The following is a 25,242-nucleotide window of genomic DNA, read 5'->3' on the forward strand; positions in this document are numbered from 1 at the left end:
AACGTTCCATCAGGTGAGGGCGGCCAGTCCCGCGTCGAGCAGTCCGGGCACGGCCGCGCCGATCTCGTCGAACCCGTCGCCGACCGTCCGGCCCATCGCGTGGCGGCGGTGGATGCCCTCGGAGATCGCCGCGAGCTTGAAGTGGGCGAGGCCGAGGTAGAAGCCGGGCGCGGCGACGTCCCGGCCGGACGCGGCGGCGTACCGCTCGAACAGCTCGTCGCCGGAGGGGAAGCCGGGCGCGGCGGCGACGGGCGGCCGGCCGGGCGCGGCGGGCCGTTCCCCGTAGACGCGCAGCAGCGCCAGGTCGGTGAGCGGGTCGCCGAGCGTGGCCATCTCCCAGTCCAGGACGGCCGCGACGCGGTCGTCGCCGTCGACGAGGAGGTTGTCCAGGCGGTAGTCGCCGTGGACGACCGCGGCGTCGGACCGGGCGGGCACCGCCGCGGCGAGCCGGGCGTACAGGGCGTCGGCGGCGGGCAGCTCGCGGGTCTTGGACGCCTCCCACTGCCGCCGCCACCGCTCCACCTGGCGGCGCACGTAGCCGTCGGGGCGGCCGAGGCCGGCCAGGCCGACGGCCGCGGGGTCGACGGCGTGCAGCGCGGCGAGCGCCGCGACCATCCGGTCGGCGAGCGCGCGGACGCGGTCCGGGCCTAGCGGGGCGAGGTCGTCGGCGCCCGCGTAGGACGCGCCGTCGACCAGCTCCATGACGGTGAACGGCGCGCCGATCACGTCGGGGTCCGCGCACAGCAGGTGGGTGCGCGGGACGGGGACGCCGGTCCCCGCGAGCGCGGACATCACCCGGTGCTCGCGGCCCATGTCGTGGGCGGTGCTGAGCACGTGGCCGAGCGGCGGGCGGCGCACCACGACGGTGCTGGCCCCGTCGGTGACGGCGTAGGTGAGGTTGGACCGGCCGCCGGGCAGCCGCCGCGCGGTGAGCGGGCCGGTGAGCAGGCCGGGCGCGGCGGCGTCGAGGTGGGCGGCGAGCGCGGCCAGCGGCAGGCCGGGCGGGTCGGCGGGGGCGGTCACGCCTTCGGCCCGCCCGCCACGTACAGGACCTGCCCGGACACGAACCCGGCCTCCTCGCGCGCGAAGAACGACACGGCGGCGGCGATGTCCTCGGGACGGCCGGTGCGGGCGACGGGGATCTGCGCGGCGGCGGCGCGCTTGAACTCCTCGAAGTCCATCCCGACGCGGGCGGCGGTCGCGGCGGTCATCTCGGTCTCGATGAAGCCGGGCGCGATCGCGTTGACGGTGACGCCGAACTTGCCGAGTTCCAGGGCGAGGGTCTTGGTGAAGCCCTGGAGCCCGGCCTTGGCGGCGGCGTAGTTCGCCTGGCCGCGGTTGCCGAGCGCGGACGTGGACGACAGGTTCACGATCCGCCCCCACCCGGCCTTGGTCATGTACGCCTGGGCGGCGCGCGCCATCAGGAACGAGCCGCGCAGGTGGACGCCCATCACGGCGTCCCAGTCGTCCGCCGACATCCGGAACAGCAGGTTGTCGCGGATGATCCCGGCGTTGTTGACGAGCACCGCGGGCGCGCCCAGCTCGTCGGCGACGCGGCGGACGGCGGCCTCGGCGGCGGCCTCGTCGGACACGTCGGCGCCGACGGCCAGCGCCCGGCCGCCGGCCGCCTCGACGCGGTCGGCGACGCGCCGCGCGGCGGACTCCTCCAGGTCGAGGACGGCGACGGCGAACCCGTCGGCGGCGAGGCGTTCGGCGACGGCGGCCCCGATGCCGCGGGCGGCGCCGGTGACGATGGCGGTGCGCCGCGTCGGTTCGGTCATCTCCAGCTCCTTGGTTACTAAGCGCTTGTTCAGTAGTAAGCGGCTGCTACTCTGGCCCGCCGGGCGGCGCACCGTCAAGGGCCGCCCGCACCGACCAGCCCCGGCACCGGGAGGCCACCGTGACCACCGAGGAACCCGCCCGGTCGGCGTCGCAGCGGCGCATCATCGAGGCGGCGACGCTGGCCTTCGCCGAACGCGGGTACCACGGCACCACCACCCGCGACATCGCGAACCGGGCCGGGATGAGCCCCGCCGCGATCTACGTCCACCACCGGTCGAAGGAAGACCTGCTCTTCGAGATCTCCCTGGCGGGCCACGACGCGACGCTCGCGCTGGTCCGGGCGGCGGCGGCCGAGGGCGTCACCCCCACCGAGCGGCTGTCGGCGGTCGCCCGCGCCTACTTCCGGTGGCACGCCGAGGACCACACGCGCGCCCGGATCGTCAACTACGAGCTGCACGCGCTCGCCCCCGACCACCTGGCGGCGATCGCCGAGCGGCGGCGCGGCACCCAGCGGGTGTTCCGCTCGATCGTCGAGGCGGGCCTCGCGACCGGCGAGTTCCGCACCGACCGGGTCGACATGACGGTGCTGGCGATCGTGTCGCTCGGCATCGACATCGGCCGCTGGTACAGCGACCGTGGCCGGTGGACGCCCGAGGACGTCGCCGCGCACTTCCGGGACCTGGCGCTGCGGCTCGTCGGCGCGGAACCCGCCTGACGCGGGAGCGGGCGGGGGCACGCGGGGGCACCGGATCACGCGGTCGCCAGCGCCTCCCGGGCGGCCTCGCCCGCGCGTTCGCGGTCGGCGGGGACGAGCCCGATCCGCGTCCGCCGGTCCAGCAGGTCGCCGGCGTCCAGCGCGCCCTCGTGCCGGACGGCGAACAGCAGCTCGGCGCGCGTCGTGGTCAGGCCCGGGGCGATCGGTTCGAGGAGCCGCGGGTCCCCGCCCGCCGCCGCGACGACCGCGGGCGCCTCGGTGCCGTACCGGCGGACGAGCCGCGCCGGGGCGGGCACCGCGCCGAGCGCCGCCCGGCCCGCCGCGCCGACCAGCGGCAGCCGCCGCGTCCGGCACGGCCCGGCCGTCGCGCCGCGCGCGGCCAGCGCGGCGTCCACGGCGTCCTCGGCCATCCGCCGGTAGGTGGTGAGCTTGCCGCCGACGACGGTGACCAGGCCGTCCGGCGCGGTCAGCACCGCGTGCCGCCGCGACACGTCGGAGGTGCGGCCGTTCCCGGCGTCCAGCAGCGGGCGCAGCCCGGAGAAGGCGCCGAGGACGTCGGCGCGCGTCAGCGGGGCGCGCAGCGCGGCGGAGATCGTGGCCAGCAGGAAGTCGACCTCGTCCTCGGTGGCCTCCGGCACGTCGGGGATCTCGCCCTTGACCTCCTCGTCGGTGAGGCCGAGGTACACGCGGTCGCCGGGCGCGGGCAGCGCGAACACGAACCGGTGCGGCTCGCCGGGCACCGGGACGGTCAGCGCCGCGTCCATCCCGCCGAACGCGGCGCGCGGCAGCACCAGGTGCGTGCCGCGGCTCGGCCGCAGCGTGATGCCGGGCGCCAGCGACCCCGCCCACACGCCGGCGGCGTTGACGACCATCCGGGCCGGCAGCTCGAACCGCTCCCCGGTGGTCTCGTCGCGCAGCACCGCGCCGGTCCCGGTCGCCTCGACGGCCGCGCAGCGGGTGAGGACGCGGGCGCCGAGCCCGGCGGCGGTGCGGGCGAGCGCGACGACCAGGCGGGCGTCGTCGATGAGCTGCCCGTCCCAGAACACCAGGCCGCCGCGCAGCCCGTCCTCGCGGACGCGGGGCACCAGGCGGCGCAGCTCGGCGCGCGTCACCCGGCGCGAGCGCGGCAGGGTGTGCCGGGACGTGCCCGCGGCGGCGCGCAGCGCGTCCCCGGCCAGGTGCCCGGCGCGGATCAGCGCGGCGGCGCGCGGGTCCAGGGAGTTCAGCAGCGGGAAGACGTTGGGCAGCGCGCGGATGAGGTGCGGCGCGGTGCGCTCGATCAGGACGCCGCGTTCGACGGCGCTCTCGTGGGCGACGCCGACATGGCCCGTCCCGAGGTAGCGCAGGCCGCCGTGGGCGAGCTTGGACGACCAGCGGCTGGTGCCGAACGCCAGGTCGTGCTTGTCGACCAGGACGACAGACAGGCCGCGGGCGGCGGCGTCCAGCGCGACCCCGGCGCCGGTCGCCCCGCCGCCGATGACGAGCAGGTCGGGGCGGGCGCCGGCGGCGAGGGCGTCCAGGTCGCGCGCGCGGCGCGCGGCGTTGAGGGAACGGGAGGGCTCGGTTGTGTTCACAAGCGGCTTCCTGTGGGTGGGCGCCCCGCCGTGCGGTGCCGTGCGGGAGCGGCGGGAGCTGCGGATCAGGGCGCGAGGTAGCGGTCGATGAGCCGGCGCAGTTCGGCGTCGAGCGCGTCGAACTCGGGTCCGGTCCCGGTGGCGGCGCCGACGACGGCGGGCGCGCTGACGGTGAAGGACCAGCCGGCGAGCAGAACGGTGCGGGCCTGGAGCGCCGGGTCGCCGGGGCGGACGGAGCCGTCGTCGGCGCCCTGGCGGATGGCGTCCTCGACGCGGGCGAGGAGGTAGGCGACGCTGGTGCCGAGCCGGCTGATCTGGTAGGGCAGCAGGAACTCGGGCTCGGTCTCGATGATCTTGCGTTGGACGGGGTGCGCGCGGATCTCGCGGGTGATGTGGACGGCCGCGTTGGCGACGCGCTCGCGGGCGTGCGCGCCGCCGAGGGCGTACCCGGCGTCGGCGATGGCGGCCCACTCGCGGGTGATGAGCGCGCCGATGACGCTCTGCACGCTGTCCCAGCGCCGGTACAGCGTCGCGCGCGACACCTGGGCCCGTTTGGCGATGTCGGCCATCGTGGACCGGCTCATCCCGTGTTCCAGCAGCGAGTCCCTCGCGGCGTCGAGGATGCGGTCCTCCGGGATCGCATTGTGGGCCTCGGCGGGACGGGCCCGGATGCGGTCCAGTTCCGACTTGCCATTGAAACGTTCTGGGCTCATGTGTTTAATCGTAGCAGCGCCACCCCGACATGTAGAGAGCATTGAGAGCTTCCGATGACCGAGACCGCACTGCCCGTCGTGGGCTTCCACCCCTACCGGTGGGGCGACCCCGACCGCCCCGCCGCGCTGCCCGACGCGACGCGGCAGGCCCTCGCCGCGCTCGGCGCGACGCCGCCCGCCGCCGGGCCCGCCGAGATCGCCGACGTCCGGCCCGCGCCGTCCGCGCTGCCCGACGCCGTCCGCGCCGAACTCGCCGCCGCGCTCGGCCCCGACCACGTCGACACCGGCGACGCGACCCGCGTCGCGCACACCGGCGGCTGGTCCCTGGCCGACGTGCTGCGCCTGCGCGCCGGGGACGCCTCCGCCGCGCCCGACGCCGTGCTGTACCCGGGCGGCCACGACGAGGTCGTCGCGGTCCTGCGGATCTGCTCGGCGCACCGCGTCGCCGTCCTGCCCTGGGCGGGCGGCACGTCCGTCGTCGGCGGACTCGCGCCCGACCGCACCGGGTTCACCGCGCTCGTCGCGCTCGACCTGCGGCGCCTCGACGCGCTGCTGCGCGTCGACCCGGTGTCGCGCACCGCCGAACTCCAGACCGGCCTGCGCGGCCCCCGCGCCGAGGAGCTGCTGCGCGGCCACGGATTCACCCTCGGGCACTTCCCGCAGTCCTACGAGGGCGCCAGCATCGGCGGATACGCCGCCGCGCGGTCCGCCGGGCAGTCCTCGGCCGGGTACGGGCGGTTCGACGACATGGTCGTCGGCCTGGTGCTGGCCACGCCGCGCGGCACCGTCCGGCTCGGCAGCGCGCCCAAGTCGGCGGCCGGGCCCGACCTGCGGCAGCTCGTCCTCGGCTCGGAAGGGACGCTCGGGGTCATCACCTCCGTCACCGTCCGGGTGCGGCCCGTCCCCCGCGAACGCGTCTTCGAGGGATGGCGGTTCCCGTCGTTCGAGGCCGGCGCCGACGCGCTGCGCGCCCTCGCCCAGGACGGGCCGCTGCCCACCGTCCTGCGGCTGTCGGACGAGGCCGAGACCGCCGCGAACCTGCCCGACCCGGCGGGGGAGACCGGCGGGGTCGCCGCCGGCTGCCTGGCGGTCACCGGATACGAGGGCGAACCCGCCGAGGTCGCCGCGCGCCGCGCGGCCGCGTCGGCGGTCCTGCGCGGCCACGGCGGCGAACCGCTCGGCCCCGAACCGGGGGAGGCGTGGCGGCGCGGCCGGTTCCGCGGCCCGTACCTGCGCGACCCGGTGCTGGACGGCGGCGGCATCGCCGAGACGCTGGAGACCGTCACGTTCTGGTCGAACCTGCACCGGCTCCGCGCGGACGTCACCGCCGCCCTCACCGCCGCGCTCACCGCGCAGGGCACCCCGCCCGCCGTGCTCTGCCACGTCTCCCACGTGTACGAGACCGGCGCGTCGCTGTACTTCACCGTCACCTGCGCCGCCGCCGACGACCCGATCGCCCAGTGGCGCGCCGCGAAGGACGCCGCCGGCCGCGCCATCCGCGACGCGGGCGCCGCCATCACCCACCACCACGGCGTCGGCACCGACCACCGCGAGCTGTACGCCGAGGAGGTCGGGCCGCTGGCGGTCGAGGCGCTCGCGGCCGTCAAGCGGGTGCTGGACCCCGAGGGCGTGCTCAATCCCGGCGTGCTCATCGCGGGCGGCGCGCCGTGACCGCGCGGTCGTTCACCGCGCTCGTCAACCCCATCTCCGGCGAGCGGGCCGCCCGCGCGATGTGGGAGCCCGTCGCCGAACTCCTCGCCGCCGCGGGCGCCACCGTCACCACCGAGACCACCGCGTCCTCCGCCGACGCCGTGGAACGCGCCACCGCCGCGGCGGACCGCGGCGACGTCGTCGTCGCCGTCGGCGGCGACGGCCTCGTCCGCGACGCCGCGGGCGGCGCGGTGCGCGGCGGCGGCACCCTCGCCGTCGTCCCCGCCGGACGCGGCAACGACCTCGCCCGGCTCCTCGGCGTCCCCACCGCCGCGCCCGAACTCGCCCGGATGCTGCTGGAAGGCCCCGCCGACCCGATCGACGTGCTCGACGTCAACGGCGTCATCGTCCCCGGCAACGCCTACTTCGGCGTCGAGTCCGCCGCCAACCGCGTCATCAACCGGCTGCGGTTCCTGCCCGCCCTGCTCGTCTACCGGATCTCCGCGCCCATCGCGCTGCTGACGTGGCGGAACCCGACCGTCGCCCTGGACGCCGACGGCACGCGCCGCACCGTGCGCGCCACCAGCGTCGTCATCGCCAACTCCGGCTCCTACGGGCACGGGCTGCGGATCGTGCCGCCCGCCCGGCTCGACGACGGGCGCCTGGACGTCATGGTCGTCGAGGAGGGCATCCCCAAGCGCGAGATCGTCGCGTTCACCAACGAGGCCCGCGAGGGCCGCCACATCGAGCGGCCCCAGGTGCGGCTCTCCACCGCGACGACGCTGACCGTCAGCGCCGACCGCCCGATCCCGCTGTGCGCCGACGGCGACGAGATCGGCACCCTCCCGGCGACCGTCCGGGTCCTCCCCGGCGCCCTCCCCCTCATCACCCCACGGAGGTAACATGCCCGACTTCACCGAGACGCAGCTCGCGGTGCTGCGCGCCGTGGTCGACACCGCCGTGCCGCCGCTGGACCGCGCCGACGACCCGCACGGCTACTGGGCGGCCTCCGGCACCTCGCTGGGCGCCGACACCGCGCTGCTGGACCACCTGGACACCCAGTCCGCCGAGGAGAACGCCGCGCTCGCCGGACTCCTCGACGGGCTCGCGTCCATCGGGTTCCAGCACCAGGGACGCGCCACCCGCGAGGGGATGCTCGCCACCTTCGGCGCGCTCGCCCCCGACGCCGCCGCAGGGATCGCCGGGCTGCGCGCCCTCGCCTGCGTCTACGCGCACTCGGTGACCGGCGCGGACGGCCGCAACCCGCTGTGGGCGCAGTACGGGTATCCGGGGCCGCAGATCCGGCCGCCCGACGACGAGCCGTACATCACCCCGTACGCGCCCGCCGACGGCGAGACGCTGGCGGCCGACGTGGTGGTCGTCGGCTCCGGGGCGGGCGGCGGCACCGTCGCCGGCGTCCTGGCCGCCGCCGGGCGCCGCGTCGTCGTCCTGGAGGCCGGCGGCGCCACCAGCGAACGCGACTACGACCAGCTCGAGTACGGCGCCAGCCGCACCATGCTGTACCGGCGCGGCGTCGCCTCCACCGCCGACGGGAACGCGGGCCTGCTCGCGGGGCGGACGCTCGGCGGCGGCACCACCGTCAACTGGCACCACTGCCTGCGGCCCACCGACGCCGTCCGCCGCGAATGGGCCGCCGCCGGGATCACCGGCGCCGACACCGCCGAGTTCGACCGGCACCTGGACGCCGTCGCCGCCCGCATCAACGCCACCGACGCGTGCAGCGACTACAACGGCCCGCACCGGCGGCTCGCCGAAGGGGCCGCGAAGCTCGGCTGGTCGGTGAAGACCGCGCTGCGCAACGTCGACCCCGCGACCTACGACCCGGTCGCGGCGGGCTACACGCAGTTCGGCGACCCGAGCGGCAGCAAGCGCGGCACGCTCAACACCTATCTGCGGGACGCGTTCGACCACGGCGCGAAGATCCTCACCGACACCGAGGCGACCGAGATCCTCACCTCCGGCGGGCGCGCGAGCGGCGTCCGCGCCGTCCACCGCGACCCCGCGACGGGCGAGGAGCGGCGGATCACCGTCCACGCGCGCGACGTCGTCGTCGCGGGCGGCGCCCTGGAGACCCCCGCCCTGCTGCTGCGCTCGGGCCTCGGCGGGCCCGCCGTCGGACAGGGCTTCTTCCTGCACCCGTGCGCGGGCGTCTTCGCCGTCTACCCCGACCGGCAGGACCCCTGGTGGGGCCCGCCGCAGGCCGCCGTCCTGGACGAGTTCCGCGACCTCGGCGACGGCTACGGCTTCATCATCGAGGGCTCCCACCTGTCGCCCGGCATCATCGCCTTCCAGCTCGCGCGCGGCGACGGCGCCGAGCACAAGGAGGTCATGGCCGACCTCGGGCGGCTCGCCAACCTCGTCATGATCCTCCGCGAGCACACCGGCGGGCACGTCGACACCGACGAGTCCGGCACCGCCCGCCACCACTACCCGTTCGACGACCCCCGCGACGTCGACACCTACCACCGGGGCGTCCGCGCCCTCGCCGAACTGCACCTGGCCGCCGGCGCCGAGTCGGTGTGGGTGTCGAACGCGCCCGTCCTGCGGCGCGGCGACGACCTGGACGCGTGGGCCGCGCGGCTCCGCGAGATCCCGATCGGACGCGGCGGGCTGCCCATCGGCACCGCCCACCAGATGGGCGGCGCGCGGATCGGCGCCGACCCCGCCGCCTCCGTCGCCGGACCGACCGGGGAGCTCCACGACACGCCCGGCGTGTGGATCGGCGACACCAGCGCGTTCCCCACCCCGTCCGGCGCGAACCCGATGCTGACCTGCATGGCGCTCGCCCACCGCACCGCCGAGAACATCCTGGCCCGAGGGAAGTGACATGACCGACCACACCCGCGACACCCTCTACATCGACGGAACGTGGGCCGTCCCGGCGGGCACCGCGACGCTCACGCTGACCAACCCCTACACCGAGCGGCCCATCGGGACCGTTCCCGCGGGCACCGCCGAGGACGTCGACCGCGCCGCGCGCGCCGCCGCCCGCGCCCTGCCCGGCTGGTCCGCGCTGCCGTGGACCGAGCGCGTCGCGTACTGCGCCCGCATCGCGGACGGGCTCAAGGCCCGCGTCGCGGAGATCGCCGCCGTCGCCACCGCCGAGATGGGCGCGCCCTACGTCTTCTCGGTGCTGGTGCAGGCCGGGTTCGGGGTCGCCGACTTCGCGTCCGTCGCCGACGTCGCGCCGCGCGTCGAGTGGCGCCGCGAGCAGGGCAACTCGGTGCTGACCCGGCGCGCCGCCGGGGTCGTCGGCGCGATCACCCCGTGGAACTACCCGCTGCACCAGGTCACCGCCAAGACCGCGGCGGCGCTCGCCGCGGGCTGCACCGTCGTGCTCAAGCCCGCCGAACTCACCCCCGGCGTCGCGTACGTGCTCGCGGAGGTCATGGCCGACGCCGGGCTCCCGCCGGGCGTGTTCAACCTCGTCACCGGCACCGGGCCGGACGTCGGCGAGGCCATCGTCACCCACCCGCTGATGGACATGGTGTCGTTCACCGGCTCGACGCGCGCGGGCCGCCGCGTCGCCGAGCTCGCCGCCGCCGCGCCCAAGCGGACCGCCCTCGAACTCGGCGGCAAGTCCGCGAGCGTGCTGCTGGACGACCTCGCCGGGGACGCGTTCGCGGGCGCCGTCGCCGCCACCCTCACCGGCTGCCTGAACAACAGCGGGCAGACGTGCAGCGCCACCACCCGGCTCGTGCTGCCCCGCGCCCGCGTCGACGAGGCCGCCGAGATCCTGGCCGGGCTCGCCGCCGCGACCGTCCTCGGCGACCCCGCCGACCCCGCCACACAGCAGGGGCCGCTCGTCAGCGCCGCGCAGCGCGACCGGGTCCGCGGCCACATCACCGCCGCCCTCGCCGACGGGGCGCGGCTCGTCGCGGGCGGACCGGAGCAGCCCGCCGGGCTCCCCACCGGGTACTTCGTCAAGCCGACCGTGCTCGTCGCCGAGGCCGGGAGCCGGATCGAGCAGGAGGAGGTGTTCGGGCCGGTGCTGACCGTCGTCCCCTACGACGGCGGCGACGACGCGGCGCTGGCCGTCGCCGAGGGCACCCCCTACGGGCTCGCGGGAGCGGTCTGGGCCGCCGACGCCGACCGCGCCGCCGCGTTCGCCGGACGGATGCGGGCCGGGCAGATCAGCGTCAACGGCGGCGTCGTCAACCCGACCGCGCCGTTCGGCGGCTACGGGCAGAGCGGCTACGGCCGGGAGATGGGCGCGGACGGGATCGAGGAGTTCACGGCGGTGACGGCGGTGCAGTTCTGACGCCGCCCGGAATCACCGCTCGCCGGACGGGCGGCCCGCGACGACGTCCTGGACCCGGTACGCGAAGCGCTGGACGGGGGCGCGGAGGCGGCGTTCGCGGGACCGGGCGCGCTTCATCTTCGACGAGCCCTCCGGATAGCGGTGATGCGCCCACGGCGAGCCCGGCCGCGCCAGCCGCACCGCCCCGACCAGCGCGAACAGCGTCACGAAGACGCCGAGCAGCCCCGTCCACACCTTGCCCTTGAACAGCGTCACCACCGACAGCGCGAGGTTGAGCAGGAGCAGCACGATCACCTGCCACAGCGCCATGCCGGACCCGGCGTCGTGGACGGCGGTGTCGATGCCGAGCGGATGCAGCCCGACGAGCATCAGCCCGCACAGCGCCGCCGCGATGAACACGACCTCCACCGAAAGGCGGCCCTGCTCGGACCAGTAGACGTCCCTGAGATCCAGGACGAGCGCGAACTCGTCCAGCACGAGCCCCGTCCCGACGCCGAACAGCGCCGCCGCCGCGCCCGCCCACGCCGACGTCGGATCGCGCACGGTGAACCCGCCGACGCCCCCGACGCACATGAACACCAGCCCGAACACCACGTGGTGGACGTGGTGCCCGCCGGGCGCTACGTTGCCCGGCCACCAGCGCGTCCCGCGCCGGATCATCCGGACGCTGAACCGGATGAACAGGAACGCCCCGATGAACGCGACGAAGAAGCAGAACAGCCGGAGCCTGCCGGTGCCCACGATCTCCCGCGCGAACCACGTTCCCATGCCCGGGAGCGTGCCCGGCGGGGACGGCCGGACCGCCGAGGGTCAAGAAAGATCTCGCCGGACCAGCCCGTATCCGTCCACAGGGCTCGGAAGGGGTTGACGCGGACGCAACCGATGTGAGGGGGACGCGATGAAGGCCGTTCAGTACCGCGAGCTCGGCGGCTCGCCGGAGGTCGTGGACGTGCCCGAGCCCGAGCCGGGCCCCGGCCAGGTGCTGCTGAGAATCACCGCCGCCGGGGTCTGCCACTCCGACATCGCGGTGATGAACTTCTCCGCCGACGAGCTGACGTTCCCGCTGCCCCTCACGCTCGGCCACGAGGGCGCGGGCACGGTCGCGGCGCTCGGCGACGGCGTGCGCGGCGTCGAGGTCGGCGACTCCGTCGCGGTGTACGGGCCGTGGGGCTGCGGCCGGTGCGCCAAGTGCGCGCAGGGCAAGGAGAACTACTGCCTGCGCGCCGCCGAGCTGGGGATCTTCCCGCCGGGCCTGGGCGCGCCCGGCGCCATCGCCGAGTACATGCTGGTGGACGACGCGCGGCACCTCGTCCCGCTGGACGGCCTGGACCCCGTCCGGACCGTCCCGCTGACCGACGCGGGCCTCACCCCGTACCACGCGATCAAGGAGGCGCTGCCCGTGCTGACGCCCGGCAGCACCGCCGTCGTGATCGGCACGGGCGGGCTCGGGCACGTCGCGATCCAGCTCCTGCGGGCGCTGACTCCGGCGCGCGTCGTCGCGCTGGACGTCACCGAGCGGAAGCTGGCGCTGGCCCGCGAGGTCGGCGCGCACGAGGCCGTCCTGTCCGACGACGCGGCCGTCGCGCGGGTGGGGGAGCTGACCGGCGGGATCGGCGCGCAGGGCGTGTTCGACTTCGTCGGCGCGCCGCCGACCGTGGCCATCGCGACCGCCGTCGCGTCGGTGGAGGCGGCCGTGGTGATCGTCGGCATCGGCGGCGGACGGGCCGACGTCGGCTTCGGCAGCGTCCCGTACGACATGTCGGCCCGCGCGCCCTACTGGGGGTCGCGCGGGGAGCTGTTCGAGGTGTTCGACCTGGCGCGGAGCGGGGCGGTGGACGTCCACGTCGAGCGGTACTCCATCGACGACGCGCCGCTGGCGTACCAGCGGCTCCACGACGGCGAGATCAACGGGCGCGCGGTCATCCTGCCGAACGGATGAGGTCGGGCAGATCCGCGAGCGTCGTGATCCGGGGGACGCCGGCGTCGGGGCCCGCGCCGGAGCGGTCGAGCCAGACGCCGTGCAGGCCCGCCCGGAGCGCGCCGCGCGCGTCGGTGTCGAGCCGGTCCCCGACGTAGGCGACGCGCCGCGGCGGCAGGCCGAGCGCGGCGCACGCGGCGGCGAAGATCGAGTTCGGCGGCGAGCGCGGTGACGCGCAGGCGGCGCTGCCCGTCGTGGGTCAGCTCGCCCGCCAGATACCGGTCGTAGGCCAGCTCGGTCAGCTCCGCCCAGCGCCGTCCGACCGCGACCGGGTCGGCGGCGGGGAACATCGCGGCGACCGCCTCGGCGGCCGCGCCGTCGTGGTCGAGGAGCGTGCCGTCGAGGTCGAACAGGACGGCGTCGATCACGGTTCGAGGGCGACGGGATAGGTCAGGGCCAGCTCGTCGGCCGGGACGCCCCGGATGCCCCAGTTCACGCGCGGCGTCTCGACGATCGTCAGTTCGAGGTCGTCGGCGGACAGCCCGAGCGCCGGGACGAGCCGGTCGTACAGGGCGCGGATCAGCGCGCGCTTGCCCGCGTCGCCGCGGCCCTCGAAGCACAGGATCTCCAGGATCAGGTAGCGCTCGCCGCGCCCCGGGCAGATCCAGTCCTCGTCGTCCAGGAGCAGGAAACGGTGGAAACGCTTGTCCGGCGGCAGCCGCCACGCCTCGACCAGGCACTCCTGGACGAGGTCGGAGACCTCCCGCCGCCGCCCCGCCCACGCCGCGCGCCGCCCGTGGATCTTCACCTGTGCCACGGGCGTGATCCTAGGGCGGTCAGGAGCCCGCGAACCAGCCCGGGACGTCCAGGCGCCAGACGTCGGCGGGCGTGACCTCGGCGAGCGCGCGCTCCAGCTCGCGGACGCGGTCCGCGCCGAGGACCGCCCCCCAGCGCTCCCGCGCCGCCGCGAACCCGGCCGCGGAGCGGGCCAGGGCGTCGTGGGCGCGCGGCGTCAGCCGGACGAGGCGGCGGCGCGCGTCGCCGGGGTCGCGGGCGCGTTCGAGGTAGCCCGCGCGGGTCAGCGCGTCCACGGTCTTCCCGGCGGCCTGCTTGGAGACGCCGAGGCGTCTGCCCAGGTCGGCGGCCGTGGTGCCGTGCGGGCCGACGGCCTGGAGGACGAAGCCGTGCATCGGCCGCAGCTCGGCGTGCCCGGCGGCGGCGAGGTCGGCGTGGACGTCGTCCACGAGCGCGCGGAAGCCGAGGAACAGGCGCAGCGGCAGATCCCACGGCGGCGGATCGCTTGACATGAAAGACAACCTCGTTGACTATATGGACAACCTGATTGTCCATCTTAGGGAGAACCGACCGTGCCCGTCATCCGCCGCGCCGACGCGCGCCGCACCGAGACCCCGGGCGGCGTCATGACCACCCTCGCCTCACCCGCCCAGGGCGGCGCGGACGTCGCCGTCTGGCACACCGCCGCGCCCGCCGGATCGCGGGGGCCGCGCCACACCTTCGACAGCGCGCAGGTCTGGACGTTCCTCACGGGGGACGCGACCATCGACCTCGACGGGGAGACGCTGAGCCTCGCCGAGGGGGACACCGCCGTCCTGCCCGCCGACCTTCCCCGGCAGGTCGTCGCCGGGTCGGCCGGATTCACGGCCGTCGTCGCCGGGCCTGCGGGAATGCAGGTCTACGACGCGGTGACGGACTGCGACCTGGCGAGGGAACTGGGGGAGCGGGCGACGCCGCCCTGGATCGTCTGACCGACGACACCCCAACGCGAACCCCCAAGCGCCCGGCCGCTCGCCTGGCGGCTCGCCGCCGCGCGCAGAGCCCCGCGCGGCGCGCAGCCGCGCGGGGTGACCCCGCGGGGTCGGGCGCGGCTCGCAGTCGTACGGGCTTCCGCTCGGCTCGCGGTCGTGCGCGTGTAACTCCGTTCGCGCTGACCAGCGAGAACGAGCGAACGCGGCGCGCAGCCGCGCGGGGTCGGGGGCGGCTCGGGGTCGTGGGGGGCGTGCGTGATGTTGTGGTCGTGCTCGTTGAAGGCCGGGCGGTTACGCGTTCAGATATTTCAGTACCGCCAGGACTCGGCGGTTGTCGTCCTCCGATTGCGGGAGGTCGAGTTTGGTGAAGATGTTCGCGGTGTGCTTGCCGATCGCCTTCTCGGTGATGAAGAGTTTCGCCGCGATGGCCGCGTTGGAGCGGCCCTCGGCCATCAGTTCCAGGACCTCGCGTTCGCGCGGGGTCAGGCGCAGGACCGGTTCCTCGCGGGCGTGGCGGGTGAGGAGCTGCGCGACGACGTCCGGGTCGAGGGCCGTGCCGCCCGCCGCGACGCGCTTCACCGCGTCCACGAACTGCGCGACGTCCGACACGCGGTCCTTCAGCAGGTAGCCGATCCCGCCCGAGCTGTCCGACAGCAGTTCGCGCGCGTAGAGCTGCTCGACGTGCTGGGACAGCACCAGCACGGGGAGGCCCGGCAGGGTCCGCCGGGCCTCCAGTGCCGCGCGCAGCCCCTCGTCGGTGAAGGTCGGCGGCAGCCGGACGTCCACCACGGCGACGTCCGGCCGGTGCCCGGTCAGCGCCCGCAGCAGCGACGGCCCGTTGTCGACGGCCGCGACGACCTCGAACCCGAACGCCTCCAGCAGCCGGATCAGGCCGTCCCGGAGGAGGGCGAGATCTTCGGCGATGACAACGCGCACGGCAGCTCCAGACTCACGATCGTCGGCCCGCCCGGCGGGCTGGTGACGGCCATCGTGCCATCGAACGCCGCCAGCCGCCGTTCCACGCCCGCCAGCCCGCCGCCCGGCGCGACCCGCGCGCCGCCCGTCCCGTCGTCGCCGACGATCATCCGCAGCCGCCGCCCGTCGTGGTCGATCTCCACCCACGCCCGCCGCGCCGCGCTGTGCTTGACGATGTTCGCGAGAAGTTCCGCCACGGCGAAGTACGCCGCCGACTCCACCGGTGCGTCCGCCCGTCCCGGCAGCTCGATCGCGACGTCCACCGGGAGCGGCAGCGACAGCGCCAGCGCGCGCACCGCCCCGTCCAGTCCGCGCTCGGCCAGGACCGGCGGGTGGATGCCGCGCACCAGGCCGCGCAGCTCGGTCAGCGCCGTCCCGCTCGCCTCCCGCGCCTCGGCCAGCAGCCGCGCCGCCGTCTCCGGGTCGCGCTTCATCATCTCCTCGGCCAGGCCGATGTTCATGCTCAGCGCCACCAGCCGCGCCTGCGCGCCGTCGTGCAGGTCCCGCTCGATGCGGCGCAGTTCGGCGGCGGACGCGTCCACGGCCTCGCTGCGCGTCGCGGTCAGGTGCCGGACGCGCTCGGCCAGCGCCGTCCGCGTCGGCGCGAGCAGCGACCGGGAGAACACCGCGTGCGCGCGCAGGAACGGCGGCCCGAGCCGCAGCCCCGCCCATACCGCCGCCGCGCCGAGGCCGACGCTGCCGAGGACGCCGACCGCCCCGTAATCCCGCAGCGGCCAGAACGGCCCCCAGCCGAACCCCGACACCTGCCCGACCCACGGCGCGACGACGACCCCCTCCAGCCCGTAGACGACCAGGGCCGCCGGGACGAGCCCCAGCGCGAACCCCACCGGAATGTTCGCCGCCGTCCACACGAGGTCCCGCCACGTCGCCGGGTCCGACAAGATCCACCACACCCGGCGCGGCAGCGTCCGCCGCTCCGGCTCGGGCCGGTACGGGCGCTGGATCTCCACCCCCGACCACTCCGCCGCCCACGCCCGCTGCAGGTCCGCGAACGCCCGGACGGCCAGCAGCGCGAACGGCGCGAGCGCCAGCCCGACGCCGACCGCCGCGACCAGCCCCAGCGACACCACCGACGCCACCGCGAGCGGAATGCCCGCCGCGAGCGCCAGCACCGCCTGCGCGAGACCGCGCGCCGCCGCGGCCGCGCCCCTGGTCCGCCGTGTGTCGCGCTCCACGTCCGCCCTCCCTCGTCCGGATCACCCCATTGTGGGCACGGCCGCGCGGCGGCACACGGGGCCTAGGCCCCCTGCCGCGGGTCCGGGCGATGACGCGACAAGCGGCCCCCGCAACCGGAACAATGCACGGGCGAGATCCAGGGGAGAAGAATTTGACTGCGACCATCAGCCAGACCGCCGGGCCGAACGACCAGGCCCCGCCGCCCGTCACCGCGCGCATCGCGGGGGAACTGGGCGTCCGCGAGAACCAGGTCCGCGTCGCGGTGGACCTGCTCGACGGCGGCGCGACCGTCCCGTTCATCGCCCGCTACCGCAAGGAGGCGACCGGAGCCCTCGACGACGCGCAGCTCCGCGCGCTGGAGGAGCGCCTGCGCTACCTGCGCGAGCTGGACGAGCGGCGCGGCGCGATCCTGGAGTCGATCGAGGCCCAGGGCAAGCTCACCCCCGAACTGCGCGCCCAGATCATGGCCGCCGACTCCAAGGCGCGGCTGGAGGACGTCTACCTCCCCTACAAGCCGAAGCGGCGCACCAAGGCGCAGATCGCCCGCGAGGCCGGGCTCGAACCGCTCGCCGACCTGCTGTTCGGCGACCCCGGCCAGGACCCGGAGACCGCCGCCGCCGGTTTCGTGGACGCCGGCAAGGGCGTCGCGGACGCCGCCGCCGCGCTGGAGGGGGCCCGCGCGATCCTCGTCGAGCGGTTCGCCGAGGACGCCGACCTCATCGGCGCGCTCCGCGAGCGCATGTGGCGGCGGGGCCGCGTCGTCGCCAAGGTCCGCGAGGGCAAGGCGGAGGCGGGCGCGAAGTTCGCCGACTACTTCGACTTCGCCGAGCCGTTCGCGTCGCTGCCGTCGCACCGCGTCCTCGCGCTGTTCCGGGGCGAGAAGGAAGAGGTCCTCGACCTGGGGCTGGAGCCCGAGGAGGCCGCCGAGCCGGGTGAGCGCAGCTCGTTCGAGACCGAGATCGCCGCGCGGTTCGGCATCGCGGACCGGGGCCGCCCCGCCGACCGGTGGCTCGGCGAGGTCGTCCGCTGGGCGTGGCGGACGCGCATCCTCGTCCACCTCGGCATCGACACCCGCACCCGGCTGCGGCAGGAGGCCGAGGACGAGGCCGTCCGCGTCTTCGCCGGGAACCTGCGCGACCTGCTGCTCGCCGCGCCCGCCGGGACGCGCGCCACGATGGGCCTGGACCCGGGCCTGCGGACGGGCGTGAAGGTCGCCGTCGTGGACGGCACCGGCAAGGTCGTCGCGACCGACACGATCTACCCGCACGAGCCGCGCCGCCGCTGGGACGAGTCCCTGGCGACGCTCGCCGCGCTCGCCCGCGCCCACGAGGTCGACCTCGTCGCGATCGGCAACGGCACCGCGTCCCGCGAGACCGACAAGCTCGCCGCCGACCTCATCGCCCGCCACCCCGACCTCGGCCTCACCAAGATCATGGTGTCCGAGGCGGGCGCGTCGGTGTACTCGGCGTCGGAGTACGCGGGCCGCGAGCTGCCCGGCATGGACGTGTCGCTGCGCGGCGCGGTGTCCATCGCGCGCCGGCTGCAGGACCCGCTCGCCGAACTCGTGAAGATCGACCCCAAGTCCATCGGGGTCGGGCAGTACCAGCACGACATCTCCGAGGTGAAGCTGTCGCGGTCCCTCGACGCCGTCGTGGAGGACTGCGTCAACGCGGTCGGCGTGGACGTCAACACCGCGTCCGCGCCGCTGCTCACCCGCGTGTCCGGCATCAGCGAGGGGCTGGCCGAGAACATCGTCGCGCACCGGGACGCGCACGGGCGGTTCCGGTCGCGCGCCGGGCTGCGCGACGTGCCGCGCCTCGGGCCGAAGGCGTTCGAGCAGTGCGCGGGCTTCCTGCGGATTCCGGGCGGCGACGACCCGCTGGACGCCTCCAGCGTCCACCCCGAGGCGTACCCGGTCGTCCACCGCATCCTCGAGGCGGCGGGGTCGGACGTCTCCGGGCTCGTCGGCAACACGGCCGTGCTGCGCTCGCTGCGGCCCGCCGACTTCGTGGACGACACGTTCGGGCTCCCGACCGTCACCGACATCCTGGCCGAGCTGGAGAAGCCGGGCCGCGACCCGCGCCCGGCGTTCCGCGCGGCCGTGTTCAAGGAGGGCGTGGACAAGCCGTCCGACCTGGAGAAGGGAATGCTGCTGGAGGGCGTCGTCACGAACGTGGCGGCGTTCGGGGCGTTCGTGGACATCGGCGTCCACCAGGACGGCCTGGTCCACATCTCGGCGATGTCGGACAAGTACGTGGCGGACCCGCGGGACGTCGTGAAGCCCGGCGACATCGTCCGCGTCAAGGTCCTCGACGTGGACCTGCCGCGCAAGCGCATCTCGCTGACGCTGCGGCTCACCGACGAGGCGCGCGGCGGCGAGCGCGCCGAGCGGCGCGAGGGACGCGGCGGCCGTCGCCAGGGCGGGCAGGGCCAGGGGCAGCGGCAGGGCCAGCGCGGCAACCGGGGCGGCGGCCGTCCCGGCGGCGCGGGCGGCGGCGGTGGCGGTGGCGGCGCGATGGCCGACGCCCTCCGCCGCGCGGGCCTCGCGGGCGGCCCCAAGAACGACGGCAAGGACCGCCGCACCCGCTGAGACGACGAACGGCCCCGGTGCTCAGCACCGGGGCCGTCCGCGTACGCCTCTACTGCCAGGGCGGATTGCGCGGGTACTCGCCGCTCGGCTGCGACGGCCGACCGTTCTCGCCCTGCTCGTACGGCCCCCGCCCCAGCGGGTCGCGGCCGAGCGGATCGGACGCGAGCGGGTCGTGCCCGAGCGGGTCCGGCGCGAACGGGTCGCGGCGGCCCGCCGGCGGCCCGTCCAGCGGCGTCGGCGCGGCCGCCAGCCCGTAGTCGACGGGGGAGACGCCCGGCGCGGTCAGCCCGCGCGACTCCAGCGGCGCGGCGTCGAACGGGTCGCCGCCCGGCCCGCGCACCGGCTCCGGCGGCTCGGTGTCCGGAACCGGACGGTGCCGGGGGAACTGCAGCACGGCCGCGACGCCGAGGACCAGCGCGGTGACGCGCAGCACCGCGTTCAGCCGGTCGTTCGGCCACGGCTCGTCGTACATGAACGTGCCCATGAGCAGCAGGTACGACTTGGCGCTGACCGTCATCACGGCCGCGACGACCGACACCCGGCAGCGCTGGAACCCCGCGACGAGGATGCCGAAGCCGAGGCCCGCCGCCAGCACCGTCAGATAGGGGTACGGCGTCGTCAGCACGCCGAAGCCCGCCTTGTCCGAATCGCTCCAGCCCTTGATCGCCAGCTCGGCGGTGCCGACCGGGAAGCCGCACAGCAGCCCGTAGGCGATGCCGGTGACGGGCCGCGCGTGCCGCCCGTCGGGCCGGTAGTCGCCGAAGACCACCAGCGCGAGCGGCCCGAGCAGCGCCGGGACGATGATCACGACGAGCTTCCACGTCGGGACGTCCACGGACCGCACCGGCGGCGGGTTCCCGGTCGAGGCGACCAGCAGCAGGATCGCCCCGGCGATCATCAGCAGGCTCAGCCACTCGCGGGCCGTCAGCCGGTCGCCGAAGAACGCCATCGCGATCAGCAGCAGCGGCACGACGCCGGACATGAAGATCGGCACGGCCACGCCGAGCGACACCTTGGACAGCGCGACGATCTGCAGGCTCAGCCCGCACAGGACGATCGCCAGCGCGACGAGGAAGACCCAACTGGTGACGATGGTCCACGCCATGTGCACGATTCGGTTGCCGCGCAGGGGCTCCATCCGGTCCGCCGCGAGCTTGAACACGGCGAAACCGAGGTAGTACAGAGCCGTCGCGCCGAAGGCCGCAGCTATCCCGTTCATCCCGGAAGAGTATGGGGGTTCGCGGTGCTCCATGTCACATGCGCAGGTAGAGCGCATGGTGAGGAATCGGAGGCGCTCGGTGATCATGCCGGAACACTCGTCTCCGGCCTCCCGCGCGGCGCAGCGGACCCGTCGCCGGAGGCGTTCCCGGGGCGGGCGGGGACGCCGGTGTCCGCACCCGGCCCGCGAACCCCCTAGACTTGGCGCGCACGGGCGCGGAGCCGGTTCTTCGGCGTGCCCGCGAGTGAGACGGAGCCGGGGACACCGCCCGGCTGAGCACGCGTCGAACGCCCCGGCCGAGACAGCGCGGATCAAGGAGACCTACCCCAGTGAAGACCGATGTCGAGGAGCTGACCCCCACGCGGGTCAAGCTCACCGTCGAGGTTCCGTTCGACGAGCTCAAGCCGAACCTCGACAAGGCGTACAAGGAGATCTCGCAGCAGGTGCGGATCAAGGGCTTCCGGCCCGGCCGGGTTCCCGCGCCGCTGATCGACAAGTACGTCGGGCGGGGCGCGGTCCTGCAGGAGGCGGTCAACGACGCGCTGCCCGAGCTGTACGGGCGCGCCGTCGAGGAGTCCGAGATCTTCGTGCTCGGCCAGCCCGACGTCGAGGTCACCGAACTGGACGACGGCCAGCAGTTCGCGTTCACCGCCGAGGTGGACATCCGGCCGAAGTTCGAGGTGCCCGACTACGACGGCCTGGAGGTCGTCGTCGACGACGCCGAGGTCACCGACGAGCAGGTCGAGGAGACCCTCGGCAACCTGCGCGAGCGGTTCGCCTCGCTGACGACCGTCGAGCGCGCCGCCCAGGCGGGCGACTTCGCCACCATCGACCTCGCGGCGGCCGTGGACGGCGAGGCCGTCGAGGACGCGTCCACCACCGGCTACTCCTACGAGGTCGGCTCCGGCTCCTCGGTCGAGGGCCTGGACGACGCCGTCACCGGCCTGTCGGCGGGCGAGAGCGCCACGTTCACCGCCCCGCTGGCGGGCGGCGAGCGCGCCGGGCAGGACGCGGAGATCACCGTCACGGTGCAGAGCGTCAAGGTCAAGGACCTCCCCGAGGCCGACGACGAGTTCGCGCAGCTCGCCTCCGAGTTCGACACGATCGAGGAGCTGCGCGCGGACGTCCGCACGCGCCTCGGCCGCCAGGTGAAGCTGCAGCAGCTCTCCGACGCGCGCGACAAGGCGCTGGAGGCGCTGCTGGAGAAGGTCGAGATCCCGCTGCCCGACAAGGTCGTGCAGGACGAGATCGACCGCCGCAACCAGCAGTTCGAGCAGCAGCTCGCGATCTCCGGCACCACCCGCGAGGCGTACCTCGCCGAGGAGGAGAAGACCGAGGAGGAGTTCACCTCCGACGTCGCCGAGGCGGCCGCGCTGGCGGTCAAGGGCGGCTTCCTGCTCGACCAGCTCGCCGTGCAGGAGGAGCTGGGCGTCGAGAACGAGGAGCTCAGCGAGTACGTCGTGACGCAGGCCATGCAGATGGGCGTCGCGCCGCAGCAGCTCGCGGAGTACCTCACCGAGAACAACCAGCTCCCGGCGATCGTCGCGGAGGTGCTGCGCAACAAGGCGCTGAACCTCATCGTCGAGCACGTCACGATCAAGGACGAGTCGGGCAACGAGCTCGACGCGGCCGCGATCCAGCGCGAGCTGAACGGCGAGACCGTCGAGGTCGGGTCGGAGGCCGACGCCGAGGCCGAGGTCGCCGCCGAGGCGCAGGAGATCGCCGACGCCGACGCCGACGCCGCCGCGGCGGACGCCGCCGACGTGCAGGCCGCCGAGGAGGCCGACGAGGCCGCCGCCGAGAAGGCGGACGACAAGTCCTGAGCGCCCCCGCCGCCGCCTGACCAGCAACGACGAACGCCCCGCCCCCGGCCCGCCGCCGGGGGCGGGGCGTTCGTCCTGTTATCCGATCCCCGGCGTTTTCAACCCCCTCGGCGGCAGGCTACGCCGCCAGCGAAAAGCGGCCCCTGGCGGCTTAACCCGGCCCCCCGGCGCGTTACTGTCCAAACATCCGTACCGATTAAAGGACCGGAGGAACACCGGTGAGCATGCCTCCGACTTTCGAGGAGTCGTCGCAGGTTCAGGCGCGGGTCGCCGAGGCGCCCCTGCTGCCCCTGGGCGACCAGCTCTTCCAGCGGCTGCTGCGCGAGCGGATCGTCTTCCTCGGCCAGCAGGTCGACGACGACATCGCCAACCGCATCTGCGCCGAGCTGCTGCTGCTCTCGGCCGAGGACGGCCGCCGCGACATCACGCTCTACATCAACTCGCCCGGCGGCTCGGTCACGGCCGGGATGGCGATCTACGACATCATGCGCTACGTCCCGAACGACATCGTGACGGTCGGCATGGGCCTGGCCGCGTCGATGGGCCAGTTCCTGCTGTGCGCGGGCACGCCCGGCAAGCGCTACGCGCTCCCGCACGCGCGGATCATGATGCACCAGCCGTCCGGCGGCATCGGCGGCACCGCCTCGGACATCAAGATCCAGGCCGAGCAGATGCTGTACGTCAAGAAGACGCTCGCCGAGAAGATCGCGGAGCACACCGGGCAGTCGCTGGAGCAGATCGAGAAGGACTCCGACCGCGACCGCTGGTTCACCGCCGACGAGGCCCGCGACTACGGCCTGGTCGACCACGTGGTGCTCAGCGCCACCCAGGTGCCCTCCGAGGGCCCCGTCTCCTGACGAACCCCGACCGACCTACGGAGGCACGCAAGTGAGCGACCTGATCCGCCCGCAGATCCAAGCGGCCGGGCCGATGCCCGTCGACAACCGCTACATCATTCCGTCGTTCGTCGAGCGCACCACGTACGGGGTCAAGGAGATGAACCCGTACAACAAGCTCTTCGAGGAGCGGATCATCTTCCTCGGGGTCCAGATCGACGACGCGTCCGCCAACGACGTCATGGCCCAGCTCATCACGCTGGAGTCGATCGACCCGGACCGCGACATCAGCATCTACATCAACTCGCCGGGCGGCTCGTTCACCGCGATGACGGCGATCTACGACACGATGCAGTTCGTCAAGCCGGACGTCCAGACGGTCTGCATCGGCCAGGCGGCGTCGGCGGCGGCGGTGCTGCTCGCCGCCGGGACCAAGGGGAAGCGGGCGGCGCTGCCGAACTCGCGGATCCTGATCCACCAGCCGGCGACCGAGGGCACCTACGGCCAGTCGAGCGACATCGAGATCCAGGCGCGCGAGATCATGCGCATTCGCGAACTGCTGGAGGACATCCTCTCCAGGCACAGTGGAAAGAGCCTGGAAGAGGTTCGTAAGGACATCGAGCGCGACAAGATCCTGACCGCCGACGAGGCCAAGACGTACGGTCTCATCGACGATGTCTTCGTCAGCAGGAAGCGCCAAGCCGAGGTAGTGTCGTCCTGAGACGACGGCGCTGACGGGCGCCCCACGGACGCGGGAGACCCCCGCCCGGTCGTCACACGTCCGGGCGCGGGGGCTCACCAAGTCCGTGGGAGGCGGTACCGTCGAATCCGACGTCGAACGAACCTCCGGGACGGACCCATCGAGCCGCACCTCATCCTCCAGGCGGGCGGCCCCACGAAAAGGAGACGGTTGGGTGGCACGCATCGGCGACGGTGGTGACCTGCTCAAGTGCTCGTTCTGCGGTAAGAGCCAGAAGCAGGTCAAGAAGCTCATCGCGGGTCCGGGCGTGTATATCTGCGACGAGTGCATCGATCTCTGCAACGAGATCATCGAGGAGGAGCTCTCCGAGACCTCCGACCTCAAGTGGGACAGCCTGCCGAAGCCCCGCGAGATCTACGAGTTCCTCGACGGGTACGTGATCGGCCAGGAGACGGCGAAGAAGAACCTGTCGGTCGCCGTCTACAACCACTACAAGCGCATCCAGTCGGGGGAGGCCGCGGGCCGCGACGACGGCGTGGAGCTCGGGAAGTCCAACATCCTGCTGCTCGGCCCGACCGGCTCCGGCAAGACGCTGCTCGCGCAGACGCTCGCCAAGCTGCTGAACGTCCCGTTCGCCATCGCGGACGCGACCGCGCTGACCGAGGCGGGGTACGTCGGCGAGGACGTCGAGAACATCCTCCTCAAGCTGATCCAGGCCGCCGACTACGACGTCAAGAAGGCCGAGACCGGGATCATCTACATCGACGAGGTCGACAAGATCGCCCGCAAGAGCGAGAACCCGTCGATCACCCGCGACGTCTCGGGGGAGGGCGTCCAGCAGGCGCTGCTGAAGATCCTGGAGGGCACCACCGCGAGCGTCCCGCCGCAGGGCGGCCGCAAGCACCCGCACCAGGAGTTCATTCAGATCGACACCACGAACGTGCTGTTCATCTGCGGCGGCGCGTTCGCGGGCCTGGAGAAGATCGTCGAGTCCCGGATCGGCAAGCAGGGGATGGGCTTCGGCGCGGCGATCCGCTCCAAGTCCGACTTCGGCGAGGCCACCGCGATGCTGGGCGACGTGATGCCGGAGGACCTGCTGAAGTTCGGGATGATCCCGGAGTTCATCGGCCGCCTGCCGGTCATCACCAGCGTCCACAACCTCGACCGCGACGCGCTGATCAACATCCTCACCGAGCCGAAGAACGCGCTGGTGCGCCAGTACCACCGGCTGTTCGAGATGGACGGCGTGGACCTGGAGTTCACCGACGACGCGCTGGAGGCCATCGCGGACCAGTCGATCCTGCGCGGCACCGGCGCGCGGGGGCTGCGCGCGATCATGGAAGAGGTGCTGATGTCGGTGATGTACGAGGTGCCGTCCCGGCAGGACGTCGCCCGCGTCGTCATCACCCGCGAGGCGGTGCTGGAGCACGTGAACCCGACGCTGGTGCCGCGCGAGCGGGCGACCAAGCGCGAGCCGCGCGAGAAGAGCGCCTGACGGTTCT

The 25,242-nt window shown here is 74.4% G+C and carries 23 protein-coding genes; 12 read left to right on the plus strand and 11 right to left on the minus strand.

The genetic code is table 11. The features are described from left to right. Positions 1–9 precede the first annotated feature (9 nt). Together G339_RS0106835 and fabG are read right to left on the minus strand one after the other, a co-directional pair. Complete coding sequence (locus G339_RS0106835; RefSeq protein WP_019630327.1) at positions 10–1,023, minus strand: phosphotransferase family protein; 1,014 nt, start codon at positions 1,021–1,023, stop codon at positions 10–12. Next, positions 1,020–1,781 (minus strand): 3-oxoacyl-ACP reductase FabG, encoded by a 762-nt coding sequence (gene fabG / locus G339_RS0106840; RefSeq protein WP_019630328.1) that lies wholly within the window; start codon positions 1,779–1,781, stop codon positions 1,020–1,022. The genes G339_RS0106835 and fabG overlap by 4 nt, the downstream gene beginning before the upstream one ends. Positions 1,782–1,900: 119 nt before the next feature. Between fabG and G339_RS0106845 the strand changes: the two genes are divergently transcribed. Then, positions 1,901–2,497 (plus strand): TetR/AcrR family transcriptional regulator, encoded by a 597-nt coding sequence (locus tag G339_RS0106845; protein WP_019630329.1) that lies wholly within the window; start codon positions 1,901–1,903, stop codon positions 2,495–2,497. Positions 2,498–2,532: 35 nt separating this feature from the next. Here the strand turns inward: G339_RS0106845 and G339_RS0106850 are convergent, their stop codons facing one another. Beyond that, positions 2,533–4,071, minus strand: coding sequence for a glycerol-3-phosphate dehydrogenase/oxidase (locus G339_RS0106850; protein WP_019630330.1), 1,539 nt, complete (start codon positions 4,069–4,071; stop codon positions 2,533–2,535). 65 nt (positions 4,072–4,136) lie between these two features. Continuing rightward, complete coding sequence (locus G339_RS0106855) at positions 4,137–4,784, minus strand: TetR/AcrR family transcriptional regulator (protein WP_019630331.1); 648 nt, start codon at positions 4,782–4,784, stop codon at positions 4,137–4,139. Positions 4,785–4,838: 54 nt separating this feature from the next. Here G339_RS0106855 and G339_RS0106860 point away from each other — a divergent pair, with 54 nt between their 5' ends. Genes G339_RS0106860 through G339_RS0106875 form a run of 4 tightly spaced genes read left to right on the plus strand, consistent with a single transcriptional unit; the run spans position 4,839 to position 10,716 of the window. Beyond that, positions 4,839–6,455, plus strand: a complete 1,617-nt coding sequence (locus G339_RS0106860) for an FAD-binding oxidoreductase (protein WP_019630332.1) — start codon at positions 4,839–4,841, stop codon at positions 6,453–6,455. Beyond that, positions 6,452–7,336 (plus strand): diacylglycerol/lipid kinase family protein, encoded by an 885-nt coding sequence (locus G339_RS0106865; RefSeq protein ID WP_019630333.1) that lies wholly within the window; start codon positions 6,452–6,454, stop codon positions 7,334–7,336. Before G339_RS0106860 ends, G339_RS0106865 begins: the two co-directional genes overlap by 4 nt. 1 nt (position 7,337) lies before the next feature. Then, complete coding sequence (locus G339_RS0106870; protein WP_019630334.1) at positions 7,338–9,281, plus strand: GMC family oxidoreductase; 1,944 nt, start codon at positions 7,338–7,340, stop codon at positions 9,279–9,281. A gap of 1 nt (position 9,282) precedes the next feature. Then, positions 9,283–10,716, plus strand: a complete 1,434-nt coding sequence (locus G339_RS0106875; protein ID WP_019630335.1) for an aldehyde dehydrogenase family protein — start codon at positions 9,283–9,285, stop codon at positions 10,714–10,716. A 12-nt stretch (positions 10,717–10,728) separates the two neighbouring features. Here G339_RS0106875 and G339_RS0106880 read toward each other — a convergent pair whose 3' ends face one another. Next, positions 10,729–11,484, minus strand: coding sequence for a hypothetical protein (locus tag G339_RS0106880; RefSeq protein ID WP_019630336.1), 756 nt, complete (start codon positions 11,482–11,484; stop codon positions 10,729–10,731). Between the two features lie 130 nt (positions 11,485–11,614). Between G339_RS0106880 and G339_RS0106885 the strand changes: the two genes are divergently transcribed. After that, positions 11,615–12,655, plus strand: a complete 1,041-nt coding sequence (locus G339_RS0106885) for an NAD(P)-dependent alcohol dehydrogenase (RefSeq protein ID WP_019630337.1) — start codon at positions 11,615–11,617, stop codon at positions 12,653–12,655. Here G339_RS0106885 and G339_RS41055 read toward each other — a convergent pair. The 3 genes from G339_RS41055 to G339_RS0106895 form a co-directional block, all read right to left on the minus strand. After that, a complete protein-coding gene (locus G339_RS41055; protein ID WP_084693153.1) occupies positions 12,636–12,842 on the minus strand; it encodes an HAD family hydrolase in 207 nt (68 codons plus the stop codon). The genes G339_RS0106885 and G339_RS41055 overlap by 20 nt on opposite strands. A 216-nt stretch (positions 12,843–13,058) precedes the next feature. Beyond that, the gene (locus G339_RS0106890) at positions 13,059–13,451 is read right to left on the minus strand and encodes a tautomerase family protein (RefSeq protein ID WP_026341221.1); all 393 of its coding nucleotides are present in this window, start codon (positions 13,449–13,451) and stop codon (positions 13,059–13,061) included. 19 nt (positions 13,452–13,470) lie between these two features. Then, positions 13,471–13,941: a MarR family winged helix-turn-helix transcriptional regulator gene (locus G339_RS0106895; protein ID WP_019630339.1), complete on the minus strand. Its 471-nt coding sequence runs from the start codon at positions 13,939–13,941 to the stop codon at positions 13,471–13,473. Between the two features lie 60 nt (positions 13,942–14,001). Here G339_RS0106895 and G339_RS0106900 point away from each other — a divergent pair, with 60 nt between their 5' ends. Next, positions 14,002–14,400 carry a cupin domain-containing protein gene (locus G339_RS0106900; protein WP_019630340.1) on the plus strand — a complete coding sequence of 133 codons (399 nt, stop codon included), beginning with the start codon at positions 14,002–14,004 and terminating at the stop codon, positions 14,398–14,400. A 291-nt stretch (positions 14,401–14,691) separates the two neighbouring features. Here G339_RS0106900 and G339_RS0106905 read toward each other — a convergent pair whose 3' ends face one another. Beyond that, positions 14,692–15,336: a LuxR C-terminal-related transcriptional regulator gene (locus tag G339_RS0106905; RefSeq protein ID WP_019630341.1), complete on the minus strand. Its 645-nt coding sequence runs from the start codon at positions 15,334–15,336 to the stop codon at positions 14,692–14,694. Further along, positions 15,288–16,571 (minus strand): sensor histidine kinase, encoded by a 1,284-nt coding sequence (locus G339_RS0106910; protein ID WP_019630342.1) that lies wholly within the window; start codon positions 16,569–16,571, stop codon positions 15,288–15,290. Before G339_RS0106910 ends, G339_RS0106905 begins: the two co-directional genes overlap by 49 nt. A gap of 152 nt (positions 16,572–16,723) precedes the next feature. Between G339_RS0106910 and G339_RS32860 the strand changes: the two genes are divergently transcribed. Further along, positions 16,724–19,162, plus strand: coding sequence for a Tex family protein (locus tag G339_RS32860; protein WP_019630343.1), 2,439 nt, complete (start codon positions 16,724–16,726; stop codon positions 19,160–19,162). Positions 19,163–19,211: 49 nt separating this feature from the next. On the opposite strand, the gene G339_RS0106920 is transcribed toward G339_RS32860, so the two are convergent. Continuing rightward, positions 19,212–20,381, minus strand: coding sequence for a DMT family transporter (locus tag G339_RS0106920; RefSeq protein ID WP_019630344.1), 1,170 nt, complete (start codon positions 20,379–20,381; stop codon positions 19,212–19,214). 329 nt (positions 20,382–20,710) lie between these two features. On the opposite strand from G339_RS0106920, the gene tig reads away from it, so the two are divergent. From tig to clpX, 4 genes are all read left to right on the plus strand, one after another. Further along, positions 20,711–22,204: a trigger factor gene (tig, locus tag G339_RS0106925; protein ID WP_019630345.1), complete on the plus strand. Its 1,494-nt coding sequence runs from the start codon at positions 20,711–20,713 to the stop codon at positions 22,202–22,204. Between the two features lie 224 nt (positions 22,205–22,428). Then, entirely contained in the window at positions 22,429–23,061 is a 633-nt protein-coding gene (locus tag G339_RS0106930; RefSeq protein ID WP_033322532.1) for a ClpP family protease, read from the plus strand. Positions 23,062–23,134: 73 nt separating this feature from the next. Then, positions 23,135–23,761: an ATP-dependent Clp protease proteolytic subunit gene (locus tag G339_RS0106935; RefSeq protein ID WP_205625506.1), complete on the plus strand. Its 627-nt coding sequence runs from the start codon at positions 23,135–23,137 to the stop codon at positions 23,759–23,761. Between the two features lie 193 nt (positions 23,762–23,954). Then, complete coding sequence (gene clpX / locus G339_RS0106940; protein ID WP_019630348.1) at positions 23,955–25,235, plus strand: ATP-dependent Clp protease ATP-binding subunit ClpX; 1,281 nt, start codon at positions 23,955–23,957, stop codon at positions 25,233–25,235. Positions 25,236–25,242 lie beyond the last annotated feature (7 nt).

The sequence above is a fragment of the Actinomadura atramentaria DSM 43919 genome, from assembly GCF_000381885.1.
GTDB lineage: Bacteria > Actinomycetota > Actinomycetes > Streptosporangiales > Streptosporangiaceae > Spirillospora > Spirillospora atramentaria.